This window comes from Marinobacter sp. L-13 (assembly GCF_056857715.1).
Genome location: NZ_JBSXNQ010000057.1, coordinates 79,883 through 97,528 on the forward strand (window position 1 = coordinate 79,883; position 17,646 = coordinate 97,528).

Annotated in this window: 15 protein-coding genes and 1 tRNA gene; 9 read left to right on the top strand and 7 right to left on the bottom strand. The window is 55.2% G+C overall.

Annotated features, from left to right (window positions below):
• Positions 1-247 precede the first annotated feature (247 nt).
• The gene (locus tag AC13DD_RS12680; protein WP_273072137.1) at positions 248-3,055 is read left to right on the top strand and encodes a hypothetical protein; all 2,808 of its coding nucleotides are present in this window, start codon (positions 248-250) and stop codon (positions 3,053-3,055) included.
• A 376-nt stretch (positions 3,056-3,431) separates the two neighbouring features.
• On the opposite strand, the gene AC13DD_RS12685 is transcribed toward AC13DD_RS12680, so the two are convergent.
• On the bottom strand, positions 3,432-4,553 hold the full coding sequence (locus AC13DD_RS12685; RefSeq protein ID WP_286802975.1) for a CaiB/BaiF CoA transferase family protein: 1,122 nt from the start codon (positions 4,551-4,553) through the stop codon (positions 3,432-3,434).
• 195 nt (positions 4,554-4,748) lie between these two features.
• Between AC13DD_RS12685 and AC13DD_RS12690 the strand changes: the two genes are divergently transcribed.
• Complete coding sequence (locus AC13DD_RS12690) at positions 4,749-5,768, top strand: AraC family transcriptional regulator (RefSeq protein WP_092031574.1); 1,020 nt, start codon at positions 4,749-4,751, stop codon at positions 5,766-5,768.
• A 1-nt stretch (position 5,769) separates the two neighbouring features.
• On the opposite strand, the gene AC13DD_RS12695 is transcribed toward AC13DD_RS12690, so the two are convergent.
• Together AC13DD_RS12695 and AC13DD_RS12700 are read right to left on the bottom strand one after the other, a co-directional pair.
• On the bottom strand, positions 5,770-6,624 hold the full coding sequence (locus tag AC13DD_RS12695; RefSeq protein WP_273018188.1) for a hypothetical protein: 855 nt from the start codon (positions 6,622-6,624) through the stop codon (positions 5,770-5,772).
• A gap of 5 nt (positions 6,625-6,629) precedes the next feature.
• Positions 6,630-8,105: a DNA recombination protein RmuC gene (locus tag AC13DD_RS12700; protein WP_286802972.1), complete on the bottom strand. Its 1,476-nt coding sequence runs from the start codon at positions 8,103-8,105 to the stop codon at positions 6,630-6,632.
• Between the two features lie 286 nt (positions 8,106-8,391).
• Between AC13DD_RS12700 and AC13DD_RS12705 the strand changes: the two genes are divergently transcribed.
• The 4 genes from AC13DD_RS12705 to AC13DD_RS12720 all read left to right on the top strand — a co-directional run bounded on the left by AC13DD_RS12705 (position 8,392) and on the right by AC13DD_RS12720 (position 12,188).
• Positions 8,392-8,781: a hypothetical protein gene (locus tag AC13DD_RS12705; RefSeq protein WP_286802969.1), complete on the top strand. Its 390-nt coding sequence runs from the start codon at positions 8,392-8,394 to the stop codon at positions 8,779-8,781.
• A 245-nt stretch (positions 8,782-9,026) separates the two neighbouring features.
• Positions 9,027-9,725 (top strand): ATP-dependent zinc protease family protein, encoded by a 699-nt coding sequence (locus AC13DD_RS12710; RefSeq protein WP_286802967.1) that lies wholly within the window; start codon positions 9,027-9,029, stop codon positions 9,723-9,725.
• The gene (locus tag AC13DD_RS12715) at positions 9,722-11,239 is read left to right on the top strand and encodes an inactive transglutaminase family protein (protein WP_104270304.1); all 1,518 of its coding nucleotides are present in this window, start codon (positions 9,722-9,724) and stop codon (positions 11,237-11,239) included. The genes AC13DD_RS12710 and AC13DD_RS12715 overlap by 4 nt, the downstream gene beginning before the upstream one ends.
• A gap of 1 nt (position 11,240) precedes the next feature.
• Complete coding sequence (locus AC13DD_RS12720) at positions 11,241-12,188, top strand: alpha-L-glutamate ligase-like protein (protein WP_041645124.1); 948 nt, start codon at positions 11,241-11,243, stop codon at positions 12,186-12,188.
• A gap of 59 nt (positions 12,189-12,247) precedes the next feature.
• Here the strand turns inward: AC13DD_RS12720 and AC13DD_RS12725 are convergent, their stop codons facing one another.
• Positions 12,248-13,840 (bottom strand): BCCT family transporter, encoded by a 1,593-nt coding sequence (locus tag AC13DD_RS12725; protein WP_339621118.1) that lies wholly within the window; start codon positions 13,838-13,840, stop codon positions 12,248-12,250.
• Positions 13,841-14,100: 260 nt separating this feature from the next.
• Here AC13DD_RS12725 and AC13DD_RS12730 point away from each other — a divergent pair, with 260 nt between their 5' ends.
• Together AC13DD_RS12730 and AC13DD_RS12735 are read left to right on the top strand one after the other, a co-directional pair.
• Positions 14,101-15,744, top strand: a complete 1,644-nt coding sequence (locus AC13DD_RS12730) for an FMN-binding glutamate synthase family protein (protein WP_273071086.1) — start codon at positions 14,101-14,103, stop codon at positions 15,742-15,744.
• A gap of 114 nt (positions 15,745-15,858) precedes the next feature.
• Positions 15,859-15,935, top strand: a tRNA-Pro gene (locus AC13DD_RS12735).
• Between the two features lie 52 nt (positions 15,936-15,987).
• Here the strand turns inward: AC13DD_RS12735 and AC13DD_RS12740 are convergent.
• A complete protein-coding gene (locus AC13DD_RS12740; RefSeq protein ID WP_273071084.1) occupies positions 15,988-16,623 on the bottom strand; it encodes a Crp/Fnr family transcriptional regulator in 636 nt (211 codons plus the stop codon).
• A gap of 115 nt (positions 16,624-16,738) precedes the next feature.
• Between AC13DD_RS12740 and AC13DD_RS12745 the strand changes: the two genes are divergently transcribed.
• Positions 16,739-16,927: a YgaP family membrane protein gene (locus AC13DD_RS12745; RefSeq protein WP_053114790.1), complete on the top strand. Its 189-nt coding sequence runs from the start codon at positions 16,739-16,741 to the stop codon at positions 16,925-16,927.
• A gap of 68 nt (positions 16,928-16,995) precedes the next feature.
• Here AC13DD_RS12745 and AC13DD_RS12750 read toward each other — a convergent pair whose 3' ends face one another.
• Positions 16,996-17,361, bottom strand: a complete 366-nt coding sequence (locus AC13DD_RS12750; RefSeq protein ID WP_008170477.1) for a MerR family transcriptional regulator — start codon at positions 17,359-17,361, stop codon at positions 16,996-16,998.
• Positions 17,342-17,644, bottom strand: a complete 303-nt coding sequence (gene ihfA / locus AC13DD_RS12755; protein WP_007151838.1) for an integration host factor subunit alpha — start codon at positions 17,642-17,644, stop codon at positions 17,342-17,344. Before ihfA ends, AC13DD_RS12750 begins: the two co-directional genes overlap by 20 nt.
• Positions 17,645-17,646 lie beyond the last annotated feature (2 nt).

Here is a 17,646-nt window from a genome sequence, read left to right on the forward strand (position 1 = left end):
TATTTTTCTCAAAGGCCGAACTCCAACTGTGCGGGGAGGATTCAATCCAGAAGAATCACACTTTTGGCTGATCAACACTTGCCATACTGTCGCTATAGTCAGAGATACAGAAATTGGCTTACAGCGCTGGCTACAATTTCAGACAACAGTTTAAGCAGAACAGGCCACTGACAACGGGCTTACCGGATCAGACCGGCCCCGTCAGCTGCCGAACATAACGACACAACAACAGGAAAAGGTTCCACCCATGTTCAAGAAAACTCTAATAAGTCTTGCCGTGGCGTCTTCCGTTGGACTTACAGGCTGCTTTGATAGTGGCGAGACGGGGGCGAATGCTAATCCGGATTATCAGATCACAAACCCGGACTTTACTGGAAAAACTTGGCCGATTTTTAACCCAATCACCAGCGAACTACCTATTCCGAATGATCTGATTTTTGACTCAGAGCAGGGTGATGGCACTTTCGGTGTCGGTGACACCTCACCACCAGTGACTACTGCACTGAATGAGCTGAGCGGTGCTTCAACTGTCGCGCCTGCAGTCATTCAGTTTAATGGCCAGATAAACCAAGAATCTGTTGTATACGGTCAGACGGTTTTTCTTATCGAACTTGAATACGCCAGCGGAGATCCTGTTCAGGGACTTAGCAATCAAGAACCGCCTACGCCTATCGGACTTGCCAGCGCAAGAGCGGACGTCGAGACACTAAGCGGCACGTCCGCTATCAGAATCCTGCCTCTCGAGCCTTTAAATCCGCGCAAACGCTACGTAGCGGTTGTGACTAAGGGCGTTACAGATATCAACGGCGATGCCATCGTTGCTTCCCCCAGTTATCAGAGCCTGACCGACGAGGCACAGCCGCTTGGCAATCCAGCCCTGGCCCCCGTGAAAGCACTGATCAACAACCTTTGGGAAGCGACCGCCGCGGGCTTCTTCGAGTTTATTGGAGCCCCGGTTACCGAAGACGACATAGCTATTAGCTACAGCTTCACCACCTCAAATGACGAGAAGGTGCTTCAATATATTGCAGAGCCTGCTTCTTGGTTCTCTGATCAGATCGAAACATTCGTCAAAGTAAGTGCCGCCTCCCAAGCAGTTGAAGCCGGTGCCTCGTCATACTCAGAAGTGAAGACTGCAGTAGATACAGCATTCAATGCATTCCCTACATCTCTTCCAGCCAACCCAGACTCCCCTCTTAATGCTCTTTTTGCACCAGGAGGACCTTGCGAGGTCGGTGAAGCGAATGCCACTGGCCTTGTTGAGCTTGGTGAGCCTGCTGTCAATTGCGTAGGCGTAGCTCTGGCATCCAATTTTGCCGGCCAATTGCCGACGCCTGTTCCTGGCGTTAATCGCAATGTAGCAGACGGATCAGGTGGTTTCACCGACACTATCTCTATCGATAGCTCTACCATCTCTCCGGTAGGCCTCGTATCCGCAGTAGCAGGCGCGATTCCCGGTTCCGAGAATGTACTTGCCGCGCAAGGAACCGTCTCACTGCCGTACTATCTTGGAGATAGCGCGGCAGGCATTGCCGGCTTTGGCTCAACCAACTGGACTGCAGACAGCGATTTGGCCGAAGCGCTCAACACAACCTTTTCCGCGCTTGGTGTATCATTGCCGCAAGCAGATCCGACGGTGTCTACTGCAGTCAACTACATATTTCCCTTCCCTAAGGAGTTGAGTACTCAAGAAGTTCCTCTCCTGGCTCTGTACCCTAACAGCGGGGATATCAGAGGTGTAGTCATGTATCAGCATGGCATTACCACTGACCGCAGTGCAGCACTTACTTTCGGCACAGGCTTAGCAGCGCAAGGTTTCGTTGTTGTAGCCATTGATCAGCCATTACATGGTGTGGCACCTTTCTCCGCAAATGAACAACTTCCTTTGGCTACTGCACTTCTGATCGGGGGCGGCGCGTCTGAAGCCGAAGCCGATGCTTTGGCACCTCTGGTGGTTGCGGGTAACGTCTCTGATCTTGCGGATGCCTTGGCTGGGGGAACTGCAACACAGGAAAGCACTCTCACAGCGCAGTCCCTTGTAAATACAGTTGCAAACGCGGGCAGCACAATTCCTGGGCTTGCACCTGCCACTAACGAACGACACTTCAATCTATACTCAGATGCAAGTGGGACTCCAGCACCAATGGTATTTGACCCAGCTGCACCAGAAGGGACTGAGGGATCGGGCAGCTTTTACATTAACCTGCAAAACTTCTTAACAGCGCGGGACAACAACCGTCAAAGTGTCGTTGATCAAATGAACCTCCGGGCAACCTTGTTTGGTAATCCTCTCGCCGGCAAGCCTGGCATTACGTTACCCCGTCCGGTGAGCGTCGGCGGTAGCGGCACAGGCATCAATGTAACTGCGGCTGATACCGTGTATTTTGCCGGCCATTCTCTTGGAACCATCACAGGCATGCCCTTCGTAGCATCAGTCAACGAAAATCAAATAGGTTCGACGATTTTCACTGCTGCTGACGGAAGTTCTGATATTCCGGCCACTTTCAATGACATTGCTTCTGCCAGCATGCTGACACCAGGTGGAGGGATTGTTCGCTTGCTTGAAAACTCACCTGCTTTTGCACCGCGCATCTTGCTTGGACTTCAGCAGGCAGCGGGCCTGACACAGGGCGATGCCTCGCTTGAGGCATACCTCAATGTTCTCCAGGCGGCAATTGACTCAGCAGACCCAATCAACTTTGTTGATACACTCGGCGCTTCGACAGACGTTCTTCTATCAGAGGTGGCTGGAGACACGGTTATACCAAACGCAGCTGATGACCAGCGGTGGGGTATTCCTGCGCTGTCAGGTACATTTACTCCAGAGCAGACCGGGCTTCCTGTACCTGTAACCGTAAACAGCTTCAACGCGCCTCTGGCGGGAACAAAACCTCTCACAATCGGTTTAGACATGATTACAACTTATCAAGAGGGCAATCATGGGACACCTACTTCCGCCGACAACCTTGCAGTATTCGGTGGCATGCTCTGCGAGACATATGTGACGTTTGGTGTCGCGCTGGCAGACCTGCCTGACCTGTGTACAGCACCCTAGTCACTCGCAACGAAAAAGGCCTCCACATGGAGGCCCCAGACGCAACAAACCCCGGTTATTCCGGGGTTTGTTGCGTCTGGGGTTTTGAATTAAGCCGGCGATGGATTTAGCACAACATTGCTAAGTGAATAAGTTTTGAAGCCGAAGCCAGGATTCAGTTCTCGCCTCCCGCAATACAAAGCTGAAACTTCCATTTTTGTGCTACGATTTCTGGAGTAGCTCTCCCGATCGAGTTGGCCGAAAACTCCAGAGCCTATCTTTACTGCTTTGTCAGAAATGTAAATTAGGTACTTTGATGTGACCAGCGTTGCGCCTGCAATCCATCAAGACCTGATATTGTTTGGCGTTAGGCCAATACTTGCCGCCCAAACAACACTCACAGGTAATCTTCGTTATCAGCTCCGAGCATTTTCCCGATCCGGGACGTTTCCGATGGCGTTTTCTCGAACTTGATCGGGAATCCGATCTGCGGTTGTTGAGTGCCATCCCCTCTATCAACACCAATCACCATGTCCCTGGCCTTCAGCTGTGGGTGCTCGGCGGCCTCCGAAATGGTCAGAACCGGCTCCACGCAGGCATCCTCGTCGGCAAAAATCTCCTGCCACTCCGCCAGGGGTTTCTCTGCAATCTTTTCTTTCAGAACCGCTTTAAGGTGTTGCTGATGCTCAGGATTCTGGCTCATGGCGAGGCTGGTTACCTCAGAGATCCCGAGGGTGTGGAACAAGCGGGAAGCGAACTGCGGCTCGAGACTGCCAACTGAAAGCCAGCGACCGTCGCGCGTCTGGTAGTAGTCGTAAAAGGAGCCGCCGTTCAGCAACGCGCGTTCCGGCTTCTGTTCCTGGCCTCCGGCGAGGCAGGCCGCCCCGGCCATGGCGTTCAGCGCGAACGCGGCATCGGTCATGCTGATATCAACAAACTGCCCTTCTCCGGTTCGTTGCCGGTGAATTACCGCAGCCAGGATGCCCATCACGGCATGGTGAGAACCACCAGCTACATCTGCAATCTGTATACCCATGGGTGGCGGGCCGCTGTCGGCTCGGCCGCAGTGGCTGCTGACGCCCGCGAGGGAGAGATAATTGATGTCATGGCCCGCGCGGTCCTTGTAGGGGCCGGTCTGGCCGTAACCGGTAATGGAGCAATAGATGAGACGAGGATTTACTGCTTTGAGGGTCTGGTAGCCAATGCCGAGCCGGTCCATCACTCCCGGGCGAAACTGCTCGATAACAATGTCGTGGTCTTTGACCAGCTCCAGGACTTTTTCCCGGCTCCCCGGCTCTTTGAGGTTGAGACCGAGCGACTTCTTGCCTCGATTCAGAAAACCATGAGCCGTGCTCACTCCCGCATCATGGGGCGGCATCACCCGTGTCAGATCCACCCGGTCCGGCGCTTCCACACGTAATACATCTGCCCCCATATCGGCCAGCAGCATGGTGGCGTAGGGACCGGGCAGCAAGGTACTGAAGTCCAGAACTTTCAGCGAAGTCAGAGGACCCGCCATGATGATCTCCTTTTTATTGTGAGAGTTGTCCGAATAGCATTCGTTTCCTTCATGCTGCCCGGTTTTGCCAACGGGGCCAACTGCCGGTTCCGTCATTCCGATTGGCCGTTTCTACCAGCCTGTCCGGACGGCTTCGGTTGCATTGTTCTGCCGGGGTTTTATGATGGGTTTCGTTTTTATGGAATGGCGAGCGTGATGTCCGATCTGACGGTTTCGAAGCACTTTGTTCAGGCTGCCCTGGGGGGTGCTGAAAGACTTGGTTTTGATACCCGGGAAATGCTCCGGGAGGCAGGAATCTCGCCCGATCTCCTACGTATCGAGATGGCCCGGGTCAGCAGCGACCAGTTCAGCCATCTTATGCAGGTACTCTGGAACCGGATGGGGGACGAGTTTATGGGGCTTGGGCCCCGGCGGGCCCGGACAGGCACCTTCGCAACCATGTGTGCGCTGGTGATTGACTGCCCCAACCTGGAATCGGTGTACCGGCAAGCCTTCCAGTTTTCCCGGCTCTTCGAGCCCATGGTATCGATGGAGCTCGAAATCGGCGAGGACAATGCCCGACTGGTGGCCCGGATGGAAGGCGAAATAAACGATCCCAGTTTCTTCTTGAGGGAAAGCATCCTCGTAATCTGGCATCGCTTGGGAAGCTGGCTCATCGGGCAACCGATAGAACTGGAAAAGGCGGAGTTCGATTACCCCCGGCCGACCCACGGCGACGAATACCGGCACATTTTCCACTGCCCCCTGGCGTTCGAATCCGACAGGATTGCCCTCACCTTCGACAAACGCTTCCTGTCTGCGCCAGTTATCCGCGACAGGCCGGAGATGCGGCAATTCCTGAAGACGTCGCCCGCAGACCTGCTGTCCCGGCCTGACGAGAGCAACACCTTTACGGGGCGGATTCGTGCGCTGATCGGGAGAGATTTCTCAAAGCCGTTACCGGATTTCGAATGGATTGCCGCAGAGCTACATACCAGCCCGCAAACGCTGCGTCGCCGGCTGAAGCAGGAAAATACCTCGTTTCAGGAAATCAAGGACCTGCTACGGCGGGATATGGCGATTTACTACTTGAGCCGGCAGGACCTGCCCATCAACGACATCGCGGCCAAGGTTGGCTTCACCGAGCCCTCAACCTTCCACAGGGCTTTCAAGAAGTGGACAGGGGTGACGCCCGGCGCATACCGGGAGGGCGAACGAGGCAACCTCCCTGATTGAATCAGGATCCGGACGGTAGCTGAAGTGTCCGGATCAACTGCCCCAGCGTCTCAGCAATCTCCTGAACTCGCTCACGGTTCGCGGCCAGTTGAAGCAGGCGGGAGCCATCCCTTGGATCGTAAACCCAGCAGGTCGAAACAGCGGCTTCACAACGCCACTCAACCTGGGGGTTAATGCCAAACACCGACATCGGCTCGGTGCTCCTCAGTATACGGCCATCTTCGGCTCGCCTGATTTCCTGCACCTGAATCTCGTCTCCCTGGGTTCCCAGGCGATATTCCACATCTGCCGGCCGGTCCAGCCGCACCACTGCCTGATCACGGCGCCAGCCTGCGAGTTCAAGAAGGCTGTTGATATGAAGGGTCAAGGCTTCACGGTCTGAATCCGCCAGATAGAGCTTGCGCAGTGACTCAACGCGGCCCTCACCCGCTGGTTCAATAACCGCAACCGGCTCGCTTTCGCCAGCAGCCTGGGGTGCGACAGCGTTCTGTCGCCTGGTCTTCTCGATAGAGGTGATCAGCTGAAGGGATTCCTGATAGTGGGCTCCCTTCGCACCCGCCTGGCTTACATAGGTCTCAAGGGCCGACTGGGCCTCGTTCAAATGGGAGGACTGGAGCATCACCCGGCCCCGATAAAAATAGTAGTCTTCCGGCTTTTCCCCCTCCAGTTGCTGCAACCGGTTGAGGTATTCCGCAGCCTCACCCCAGTTCTCTGCGACAACGGCCTCTTCCGTAGCCAGCATCAACCTGCGGGTTTCATGTTCGGGCGCCAGCGCCAGCGCCGGCCCCGCCAGGAGCACGGAAGCCAGGGCGGCCCCGAGGACAAAACAGCGACCTGTTCCAAATAATACTGCCATGGCATCTACTCCTGCTCGTTATCTGCACCAATCGCCTGCTCCTCAGAATCAGGCCGGTCGTCGTCCCCGGAATGAAGGAATTCGTCGGAACCGTCCACTTCCGCCTGATCCATGATCCCCTTGGGCAATTCTTTCTTGACCCGAACACCCAGCTCAACAAAGCGATTGGCCTGCGAGATCAGGTTACCCCGCCCGCGGGTCAGGGTGTTCATGGCCGAGTCGTAGGTTCCCTGGGCGGTATGCAACTGGGTGCCGAGGCGTTCCATCGCTTCCACGAACACCCTGAGTTTGTCATAAACCGCGCCTGCCCGCTCGGCGATTCGTCGGGCATTCTGGCTCTGACGCTCATAACGCCAGATGTTTTCGATTGTTCTCAATGTTGCCAACAAGGTTGTTGGAGTTACCACAATAATCTTTCGCTCAAAGGCTTCTGCGAAAAGGTTCTCGTCCTGTTGAAACGCCGCCACAAAGGCAGGCTCGATTGGCATGAACAAAAGCACGAAATCCGGCGAATGAAGGCCATGCAGTTGGCTATAGTCCTTTTCACTCAACGTACGGATGTGATTTCGAACGGCCTCAACATGCTGTTTCAAAGCCTCTTCCCTGACCACGGAATCCTCGTCTTCCGTGACCCACTGCTGATAAGCCACCAACGACACCTTGGAATCAATGATCAGGTTACGGTTGTCTGGCAGATGCACGATGACATCCGGCCGATACAGCTGATTATCGCTGTCCCGATAACTGCCCTGGGTGTCGTATTCAACGCCCTTACGAAGGCCGGACTTTTCCAGTACACGCTCGAGAATCAGCTCACCCCAGTTGCCCTGGATTTTCTTGTCACCCTTCAGTGCGCGGGTCAGATTGGCGGCTTCTTCAGTGATCTGTCGGTTCAGGTCCTGTAGTGATTTGATCTCACTGCGCAGGGCCTGACGGTCCCGGGTTTCATTGGTATACACGTCCTCGACGCGCTTTCGAAAGTCCTGCAGCTGATCCCTGAACGGATTAAGCAGGGTATCCAGGCTGGTTCGTGTCTGTTGGCTGAAACGCTCGCTCTTCTGCTCGAAAATCTTGTTGGCAAGGTTTTCAAACTCCTGCTTCAGGGCGTCACGGTTACGCTCAAGCAGCTCCAGCTTCTCACTGGCTGAACGGCGCTCCTTATCAATTGTCACTTCCTGCTCCCGGAGCGACATGCGGGCCTCACCCAGCGCTTCGGACAGCTCTTCCGCCTTTGCCCTCAGGGTCTGACGTTCGCTTTCCACCTGCGCAAAGCGCTCTTTCCGGCTCTCCAGCTCCGACTCAAGCCCGGCCAGTCGGTTCTCAAGGCTTGCGGCATGCTGCCTCCAATGTTCGACGTCCTGCTCAAGTCGACCATTCCTGCCCCAAAGCCCTTTCAGAACGATCAGAAGAATCAAAACAACCATCAGCGCCGCCATCAGATCAGGACGGGACAACATCTGTTCCATGATGGCTTCAGGCACCTGGCAATACTCCCATTAAAACTCTCTTCAGATGAATGATCGGTACGATTCTGCTTGAACACAGTCTAACCCACGCAGGGAACCTTTTGCCCGGCGCACCGTCAAGTTGACTGGTGCTGCCGGTAAGGACCACGACTGTTTGGCAATAATTCGAAGCCCGGGCATCTAGCTCTGGACGCCCAACGTAATATCGTCTAAAAGGGTAAAATGTTCACCCGCCAAGTGGTTATTACCCTTTGGTAACCGTATGACGGGCACGGACGGGATCAGAAATGGATAACAGATCATGCTGAAAGAATTGTGGCGAAAGCTGGGGGCGGAGTTTCTCCACGATGACGGCTCCAGTCAGGACAGCCAATCCGGATTGTTCGGTACAGGCGCATCCCGGAACAAGGAAGCATTCAGAATCCTGCCGCACATTACCCACACTGGCGAGTTTCACCTCGAGCGCCTCACCAGCCTGCTTAAAACCCGGTACGGAAAGAGTTTCGGGATGCCTTCCAGCAGTGCCGAAAGCGACGAGAACATCCGGGAACTGATCAGTTTTGCCGCCCGAATTCAGGATCAGGATGTGCAGCGCGAACTGCTGCTTTTCTACCTCAATTGCTCCCCCGTTATTCAGGAATACCTGCGTGCTGAAACCGTGCTCGGTGAAGGACATTTCCTGTCACGGTAAACACTACTGCCCCTTAACCATCTGTAAATCAACCACACAGGTTGGATGTTGTATACTTCCATTCCGTTTTTATCCGGTTTCACATGCACAGACCGTCATCACCGTTCCCACTCGGGTATGACAGGCTGCCAGCTCAGGGGTTATTCATGGGTTTGAAATGTTTTCGGGCTGGACTGCCTAAACCTTCCTTCATCGCACTCGCAGGCATCCTCACACTGACGGGATGTTCGGCAGACCGTTATTTCATGGTTCCCAAAACAGACCTCAATGAGCTTCAGGGATCCGTCAAGAGCCAGCGTGCGACTCTCGTTACCATGGAAGAGAATGCAGCGACTCGACACGAGCAAGCCGTTGCCCAGACCCGCTCATCGACTCAAACCATACTGGACGCGATCGCCACCCAGGTAGAAAAGCCCGAATGTCCGCCCGTTCAGGTCCAGAAGCAGTGCCCCGCAACAGACAACTCAAAAGGCCGCGCTGATCGCCTCAAGGGGAAAGTCATTGTCGGTGAGGTAGAGAATTTCTACCTCGCGGACCCCGGCTTGATCTACAAAGCTCGAATCGACAGCGGCGCCGAAACTTCCTCCATCGACGCACGCAACATCACCCGGTTTGAGCGGGATGGCAGCAACTGGGTGCGGTTTGATGTACCCGTTCCCGGCGCCGACAAGTTCGTGACCCTGGAGAAAGAAATCTCCCGTCGTGTCCGGGTTATTCAGGCCAGCGCGGACGAGGCTGAGCGCCGTGTTGTTGTCGAACTCCAGTTCTTTATTGGCGACCATCGGCAGGTAGCCGAGTTCACACTTGCCGACAGAACAAACCTGACCTACGAAGTTCTGATCGGCCGCAATATTCTGCGTGACGTAATGCTGGTCGATGTCGGCAAGGAGTACGCCACCGAATTGCCTGAATCCATCCGCAAAAGCAACGGGAACGAATCGTGACCACCCGCTCGCGCCTGCCGTTTTATATTGCCGTTTTTCTCCTCATCGCAGCGGGCATTTCGCTTGCTGTCTGGAGACACATTGAGCTTGGCATACCCTGGCTGACAGGCGAGCAGCGTCCTGTCTGGATGGTCGAGGCCCGAATCGATTTTGACGCCGGCGACGGATCAGTGCTTGCCAGCCTCAACATACCCGAGCAACCCCCGGGATTCCGTATCCTTACCGAGCAGGCTGCATCACCTGGCTACGGCTTTTCTATCATCGACAGCTCGGGAAGCCGCCGGGCGGAATGGAGCAAGCGGGAAGTCTCCGGACCGCAGACACTGTACTTCAAAGCCCAGTTTATTCCGGACGCTAACGCTCAACCGGAAATTCCCGTGCGGGAACCGAAAACACCGAGGACCTTTTGGGAGGAACCCGAAGCCACAGCCGTTCAGGAAATACTGGACCAGGCCAGGGCCCGTTCGAGTACTCCAGAAAGCATGACCCGAGAGCTTATCCGGCTGATGCAGCCCGACACCCGCACCCAGAACACCACCCTGCTGGTCTCGGAAGAGAACTACCTGGACCTTCTGGTCGATATGCTCAATCATAGCGGTATCGCTGCCAGGATAGCCGACGGCCTCAGGCTTGAGGATGCGCGCAGGCGGCAACAGCTGATGCCCTACCTGCAAATCTACAATGGCAAACAGTGGCTCACCTTCAACCCGAAAACCGCTGAACAGGGCGTACCTGACGATCTGTTGCTCTGGCGCCAGGGCTCTGCTTCTTTGCTGGATGTCGTGGGCGGGGAAAACTCCGAGGTGAGCTTCTCCATGCTCCGGCAAACTGTTCCGGCCCTGCAACTGGCGACCATGGAATCCGCCTCCAACGGCCTCGGTTTCCTGAGCTTCTATGAACTGCCCATTGAAGAACAAAGCATGTTCCGGATGCTGCTGTTGCTGCCACTCGGTGCACTCATGGTGGCCTTCATGCGGATCGTCATCGGCATTCGTACCTCTGGCACTTTCATGCCCGTGCTCATCGCCGTGGCCTTCGTCCAGACAACTCTGGTGCCCGGGCTGATTGCTTTCCTGTCGGTTGTCGCCATCGGTCTGCTCATGCGCGGCTATCTGTCCAGTCTCAACCTGTTGCTGGTGTCTCGAATATCCGCCCTGATCATTCTGGTTATTTTCATCACCGCGGGCTTGAGCATTATCGGTTACCAGATGGGATTCAACACTGGCATGACGGTCACTTTCTTCCCGATGGTTATTATTGCCTGGACGATTGAGCGCATGTCCATCCTCTGGGAGGAAGAAGGCGCCCACGAGGTCATGGTTCAGGGTGCCGGCAGCCTGTTCGTGGCCATCTGCGCCTATCTGCTGATGAGCGCGCCTCTGGCTGGCCATCTGACCTTCAACTTCCCGGAGCTGCACCTCGTGATCCTCGGGCTGATCCTGTTGATGGGCCAATACACCGGCTACAAGCTCAGCGAGCTGCGACGGTTCACGCCAATGAAGGCGTACGACTGATATGGACTGGATTTCACCGCGATCTCTCAAGAGGCTCGGGATGCTCAATATGAACCGGAGAAATGTCGACTACATTTCCCGGTACAATGAGCGCTCGTCGTACCCTCTGGTGGACAACAAGCTGAAGACCAAGCTGGTGGTTGCCGAATACGGGGTAAAAACGCCCAAACTGCTTCAGATTGTCCGCCAACAGCATGAAATATCCCACTTCCGGGAGATGGCTGAAGACCTTGAGGGCTTTGCGATAAAACCGGCGAAGGGGTCTGGCGGCAAAGGCATTACGGTGATTACCGGGCGCGATGGTGATGATTACATCAAGGCTTCCGGTTCCCGTGTCGATTCTTCATTCCTTGAGCGTCACCTGACCAATATTCTGGCCGGTCTCTACTCTCTTGCAGGCACTCCGGACGTTGCGATTGTCGAGAACCTGGTGGAATCCGCTCCCTCACTGGCAAAGTATTCGCATCAGGGTGTGCCCGACATCCGTATTGTGGTGTTTCAGGGTTACCCGGTGATGGCCATGCTGAGACTGGCGACAACCGCATCGGACGGTAAAGCCAATCTGCATCAGGGAGCCGTCGGCGTCGGTCTTGATATCGGGTCTGGTCGGAGCCTGAACGCAGTTCAGTTCAACCGTCCCATTACACTTCACCCGGATACCGGTCTTGCTCTGGAAAACATCCAGATTGAAGCCTGGGACGAGATGCTGGAAATGGCCTCTCGTTGCTACGAAGCGACCGGACTCGGCTACATGGGGGTTGATCTGGTGGTCGACGCCAACGAAGGGCCGTTACTACTGGAGCTGAACGCACGCCCCGGACTCGCCATTCAGATGGCAAACGGTCGGGGGCTGCTGCCCCGCCTGCGAGCCATCGAAGCGCTGAAACGCCCGCACTTCACACCACTGGAGCGTTCCCGTTTCGCCATGGACACGTTCGCCAGTTTCTGAGTGCTTCCAGACATAAAAAAACCGGGGCCAAGCCCCGGTTTTTTATTTTCACAGCGCTCTTAGGTGAGCTCGCCCCTGGCAATCAGGAGTTGCCGCTCGTGACTGAGGCCTTTCAGAAGCCCCCACGTCATGATCAGCAGAACCACCGTAAACGGCAGACCAGCACTGATCGCGGTTGCCTGAATCGCGCCAAGTGCATCTTCACCGCCGCCAAAGATCAGGGCAGCAGCAATCGCACCCTCAGCGACAACCCAGAACACACGCTGAGCGGTCGGAGCATCAGTCTTGCCACCGGCAGTAATGCTGTCGATGACCAGCGAGCCCGAATCCGAGGATGTTACGAAGAACACCAGCACCAGAACGATACCGACGAATGACAGAATTCCGGTCAGCGGCAGGTTCGCAAACATCTGGAACGTCGCGAGGGAAACTTCGGTCAGACCGTTCTCAGCCAACTCACCAATGCCTTGCTGGATCTGTTCGATAGCGGCGCCACCGAAAGCGCTCATCCATACGACTGTAATGACGGTCGGAACGATCAACACTGCGGTAACAAACTCACGTACGGTGCGTCCCTTGGAAACACGTGCGATGAACATGCCAACGAACGGTGACCAGGAAATCCACCATGCCCAATAGAAGACAGTCCAGCCCTGGAACCAGGCTTCGTCTTCACGGCCAAACGGATTACTGAGCTGCAACGCATTGCCGACATAGTTAGAAGAAGTTACCCAGAGAGTTTCCAGAATGGTCATCGTTGGGCCGGCGAAGATTACGAACAACAGCAAAACGCCGGCAACGCCCATGTTGATGTTACTCAGGATCTTAACGCCGCCGTCGAGCCCCCGGAGTACTGAGATCAGCGCAAGAGCTGTAACGCCGACGATAATAGCCATCTGGACATTGGTACCAGCGCCAGTGTCGAACAGATAATTAAGGCCGGAAGCCGCCTGCTGAGCACCGAAACCGAGAGACGTCGCGAGACCGAAGATAGTGGCTACAACTGCCAGAACATCGATCACGTGACCAGGCCAGCCCCACACCTTATCCTTCAACAGGGGGAAGAAAGCAGAGCGGATGGTCAGCGGCATGTTTTTATTGAAGGCAAAAAATGCCAGGGAAAGAGCAACGATCGCATAGATGCCCCAAGGGTGCAGGCCCCAATGGTACATCGTCGCGCCCATTGCAAGATTGCGCGCCTCATCCGTATTCGCTTCTACGTTGAATGGCGTCTCGTACCAGCCTGTGTAGTAGGCCACCGGCTCGGCAACGGCCCAGAACATGAGGCCAATACCCATGCCGGCTGCGAACAGCATGCAGAACCACGAAAGAGTAGAGAATTCAGGTTTGCAGTCCTGCCCGCCAATACGGACCTTACCCATTGGCAGGAAGATCAACGCCAAACACACCACTACGAAGATGTTGGCACTGATCAGGAAAAACCAGTCAAACGTCGCGATAATGTCCCATTTTGTTCCATCCAGCAGCTCTTTCGCCTCGCCGGGAAACATCAGGGTCCCTATCACGAACGCAACAACCAGTATTGCCGTAATCGGAAATACCGGTGCGTGAAGATCCAGCCCGAACGGTGTGATATTGTCCTGGCCGGCCACGTAGTCCGTCGAATATTCGTCTTTGACTACCTTGCCCACGTTTTGGAGCCTCCTGAGTTGATAATTCGTTTATTCAGAATCGGAGTTCAAACATTACAAGCGCGTTATCATAATGTTTTGAGTTCAAAACATCAAAACCGCGATTATTTTAGCCGCCTTGATAATTATCATAGACCATGATCGACAACGGACCAGCCAAAGTCCGGACCAATCGATGCAGGATCCTGCGTCGTTCGACTAAACTCTTCTTTGCCTACCGCGCTGTTCGAGCCGGTTTTGCCAGACAACCAGAGGATTCCATGGAAAAAACCAAGACCTTTCCGCTTCGCTATACGGCCTATGCACTGAGCATTATCGGTTTTGTCGTTTCCCTTGGTCTGGCCATAGCTCTGGATGCCGGTTATGTCTTTCCGTTGATATTCGGTGCTTTCACGGCCCTGGGCACCTACGATCTGCTGCAAAGACGGCACACGGTCAGCCGGAATTACCCGATCATGGCCAACTTCCGGTACCTGCTCGAATCCGTCGGGCCAGAAATCCGCCAGTATTTTATCCAGTCAGACACCGAGGAGCGCCCCTTCTCTCGGGAGCAACGCACGATCGTTTATCAGCGAGCCAAGAATGTCCTCGACAAACGCCCTTTTGGCTCCCAACTCGGAATGTATGACGAGGGATTCGAGTGGATGAACCATTCACTCGCTCCCACCCGCCTCGACAGCAGTGACTTCCGGATTCTGATCGGCAGGAACTGTGATAAACCCTACAACGCCAGTGTGTTCAATATTTCCGCAATGAGCTTTGGCTCGCTTTCCGCCAACGCCATCCTGAGCCTGAATACCGGTGCCAGAATGGGCGGTTTCTATCATGACACCGGAGAAGGCTCCATCTCCCGATACCACCGACAGCCAGGTGGCGATCTGGTCTGGGAGATCGGCTCAGGGTACTTCGGCTGTCGCCACAAAGACGGTTCGTTCAACGAAGATATGTTTCGGCAGAACGCCACGATTGAACAGGTCAAAATGATAGAACTCAAACTATCTCAGGGTGCGAAACCGGGCCACGGCGGAATTTTGCCGGGTGCCAAGGTGACTCCCGAGATCGCCGAAGCCCGGGGCGTTTCGGTGGGTGAGGACTGCGTTTCTCCCGCCAGTCATTCGGCGTTCTCAACCCCCATCGAGATGCTTGAGTTCATCGACCGCCTGCGTGAACTGTCTGGCGGCAAGCCCGTCGGCTTCAAGCTTGCCATTGGCCACCCCTGGGAGTGGTTCGCCATCGTCAAAGCCATGCTGGAAACCGGTCGAAAACCTGATTTCATCGTCGTCGACGGAGGTGAAGGCGGCACAGGAGCCGCTCCACTGGAGTTTATCAACCGCCTTGGCATGCCCATGACTGAGGCACTTCTGCTGGTTCACAACACACTGGTCGGCACCCATTTGCGGGAAGACATCGCCATTGGCGCAGCGGGCAAGATCACCTCGGCCTTCAACATAGCCCGAACTCTGGCCCTTGGTGCGGACTGGTGCAACGCGGCTCGTGGCTACATGTTCTCCCTGGGCTGCATACAGGCGCTCAGTTGCCACACAGGGCGCTGTCCGAGCGGCGTGGCCACCCAGGACTCCAGGCGCGGCAAAAAGCTCGACGTGGAGCTCAAGAGCCAGCGGGTGTACAACTACCATAAGAATACTCTGGACGCGCTGCAAAACCTGCTTGAGGCTTCCGGGCTCAAGCATCCATCCGAGCTTGGTCCGGAACACGTTGTCCGGCGGGTGTCTAAAACCGAAGTTCACTCTTACATGGACCTTTTCCCGTTCCTTGAACCGGGGGCCCTGCTGGAGGGAAAAACAGACCTGACTGTGTTCGATAAGTACTGGGAATCAGCCCGGGCGGATACCTTCGAACCACCGGAATTCATCCTCAAACTTCGGGAGACCAAGCTACGCTAAAAATTGCGATCAAAATCGCCGTCGGATGTTTATTTTTTCCATGGGCTCGTGTAGACTTCGCTCCCGCTAAGCCACTGAGAATACTCTCAAGTTTCGATGTGGCAAAGAGCGAATCGGGGCGTAGCGCAGCTTGGTAGCGCACTTGCATGGGGTGCAAGGGGTCGTAGGTTCAAATCCTACCGTCCCGACCAGATTCCGACAAAAAGCCCGGGCCGAAAGGTCCGGGCTTTTTGTTATAGGCACTTACTCGGCAAACGAACCCGTAAATTCAATTTTGCCGCGCGCGAGACGCAACCTGCCCTTTCGCTCAAGCTCTTTGAGCAGCCTGCTTATCACCTCTCTCGCTGTGCCGAGCTCAATGGCAAGCTCCTGGTGGGTGATGGTGATTGCGCGGTGCCCGGCTCTTGCCTCAAGCCAGTGAAGAAGTCGTTCGTCCATTCGCCTGAACGCAACCTCCTCCACCAGCAGCATCAGATCGTTCAGGCGGCGACCGTAAGACTCCATTATGCCCAGCCGGAAATCGGCGGACTGGTCCATGAGCCGATCGAACAACCCCCTGGGCACCATCAACACTTTGGCATCCTCCTCAACCACGGCCTCTGCGCGAAAGCCGTCACCGGTCATCAGGCACCCGATCGAGAGCGTGCAAATGTCATCCGCGCCCATCCGGTACAGGACGATGCTATTCCCCGACAGCCCTGTCATCTGAACCTTTACACTGCCATGGAGCACCAGTGGAAGGCCCTGACACGGATCTCCCGCTCTAAAGAGCACCTTTCCATTCTCAAATTGAATCGCCTGCAGTCCGTTCAAAGCGTCCCGCCGAAGGGATTCCGGCAATGTTTCAAGAATGCTGTGTTGCAACGTCAGTTTTTCCATAGTTAACGAGACTAGCTCATCCAGTGTCCTTCCTTGTGTGACTTTATCACTGAACAGCCAGGGAGCAGGCGTTAGAGTGGCCTTACTGCCTCAAATCAACCAAGGAGAATGGATCATGAGCATCAATATGGGATCTGCGGACCGTATCATACGCGCCATTGTCGGCATTGTACTTCTGGCGCTCGTATTTGTGGGCCCACAAACCGCCTGGGGCTGGATTGGCATCGTTCCTCTGGCCACTGCCGCAGTGGGCAACTGCCCGGCCTATTCAATTCTGGGCATCAAGACCTGCAAGAAGCAATAAACCTGCAGGCATAAAAAAACCGGGGCAGCTTCTCGCTATCCCGGTTTTTCTTCAAAGCTTCGGAAGCATTATTTGACCGGCGCGTTGAGAACCTCGAGCACCTCTTCCAGCTCTGTAATCATCTGCCGGATCAGCTGCTTGTACTGGGAGGTATCGTCTTTCACCTCGTGACTGCTCAGCTTCTGCTTCGCGCCACCGATAGTGTAGCCCTGGTCATAGAGAAGGCTACGAATCTGGCGGATGGTAATAACGTCCGCCCGTTGATAGTACCGACGGTTGCCCCGACGCTTTACCGGCGACAGCTGCGGAAACTCCTGCTCCCAATACCGCAGGACGTGTGCTTTCACAGCACACAGCTCCGCTACTTCACCAATGGTGAAATAACGCTTCCCCGGAATGGTGGGAAGTTCGTTGTTATGACTGGGTTCCAGCATACGCTTCTACTTTTTGCTTTAGTTTTTGTCCCGGGCGAAACGTAACGACACGCCGTGCACTGATCGGAATCTCTTCACCGGTTTTCGGGTTCCGTCCCGGCCGCTGCTTCTTGTCCCGCAGATCGAAGTTACCGAAACCCGACAGCTTCACCTGCTCGTTGTGGCTGAGAGCGCCTCTGATCTCATCGAAAAAAGCTTCTACCATTTCCTTGGCTTCGCGTTTGTTCAGGCCCAATTCCTCGTACAACCGCTCCGCCATTTCCGCTTTCGTCAAAGCCGCCATCT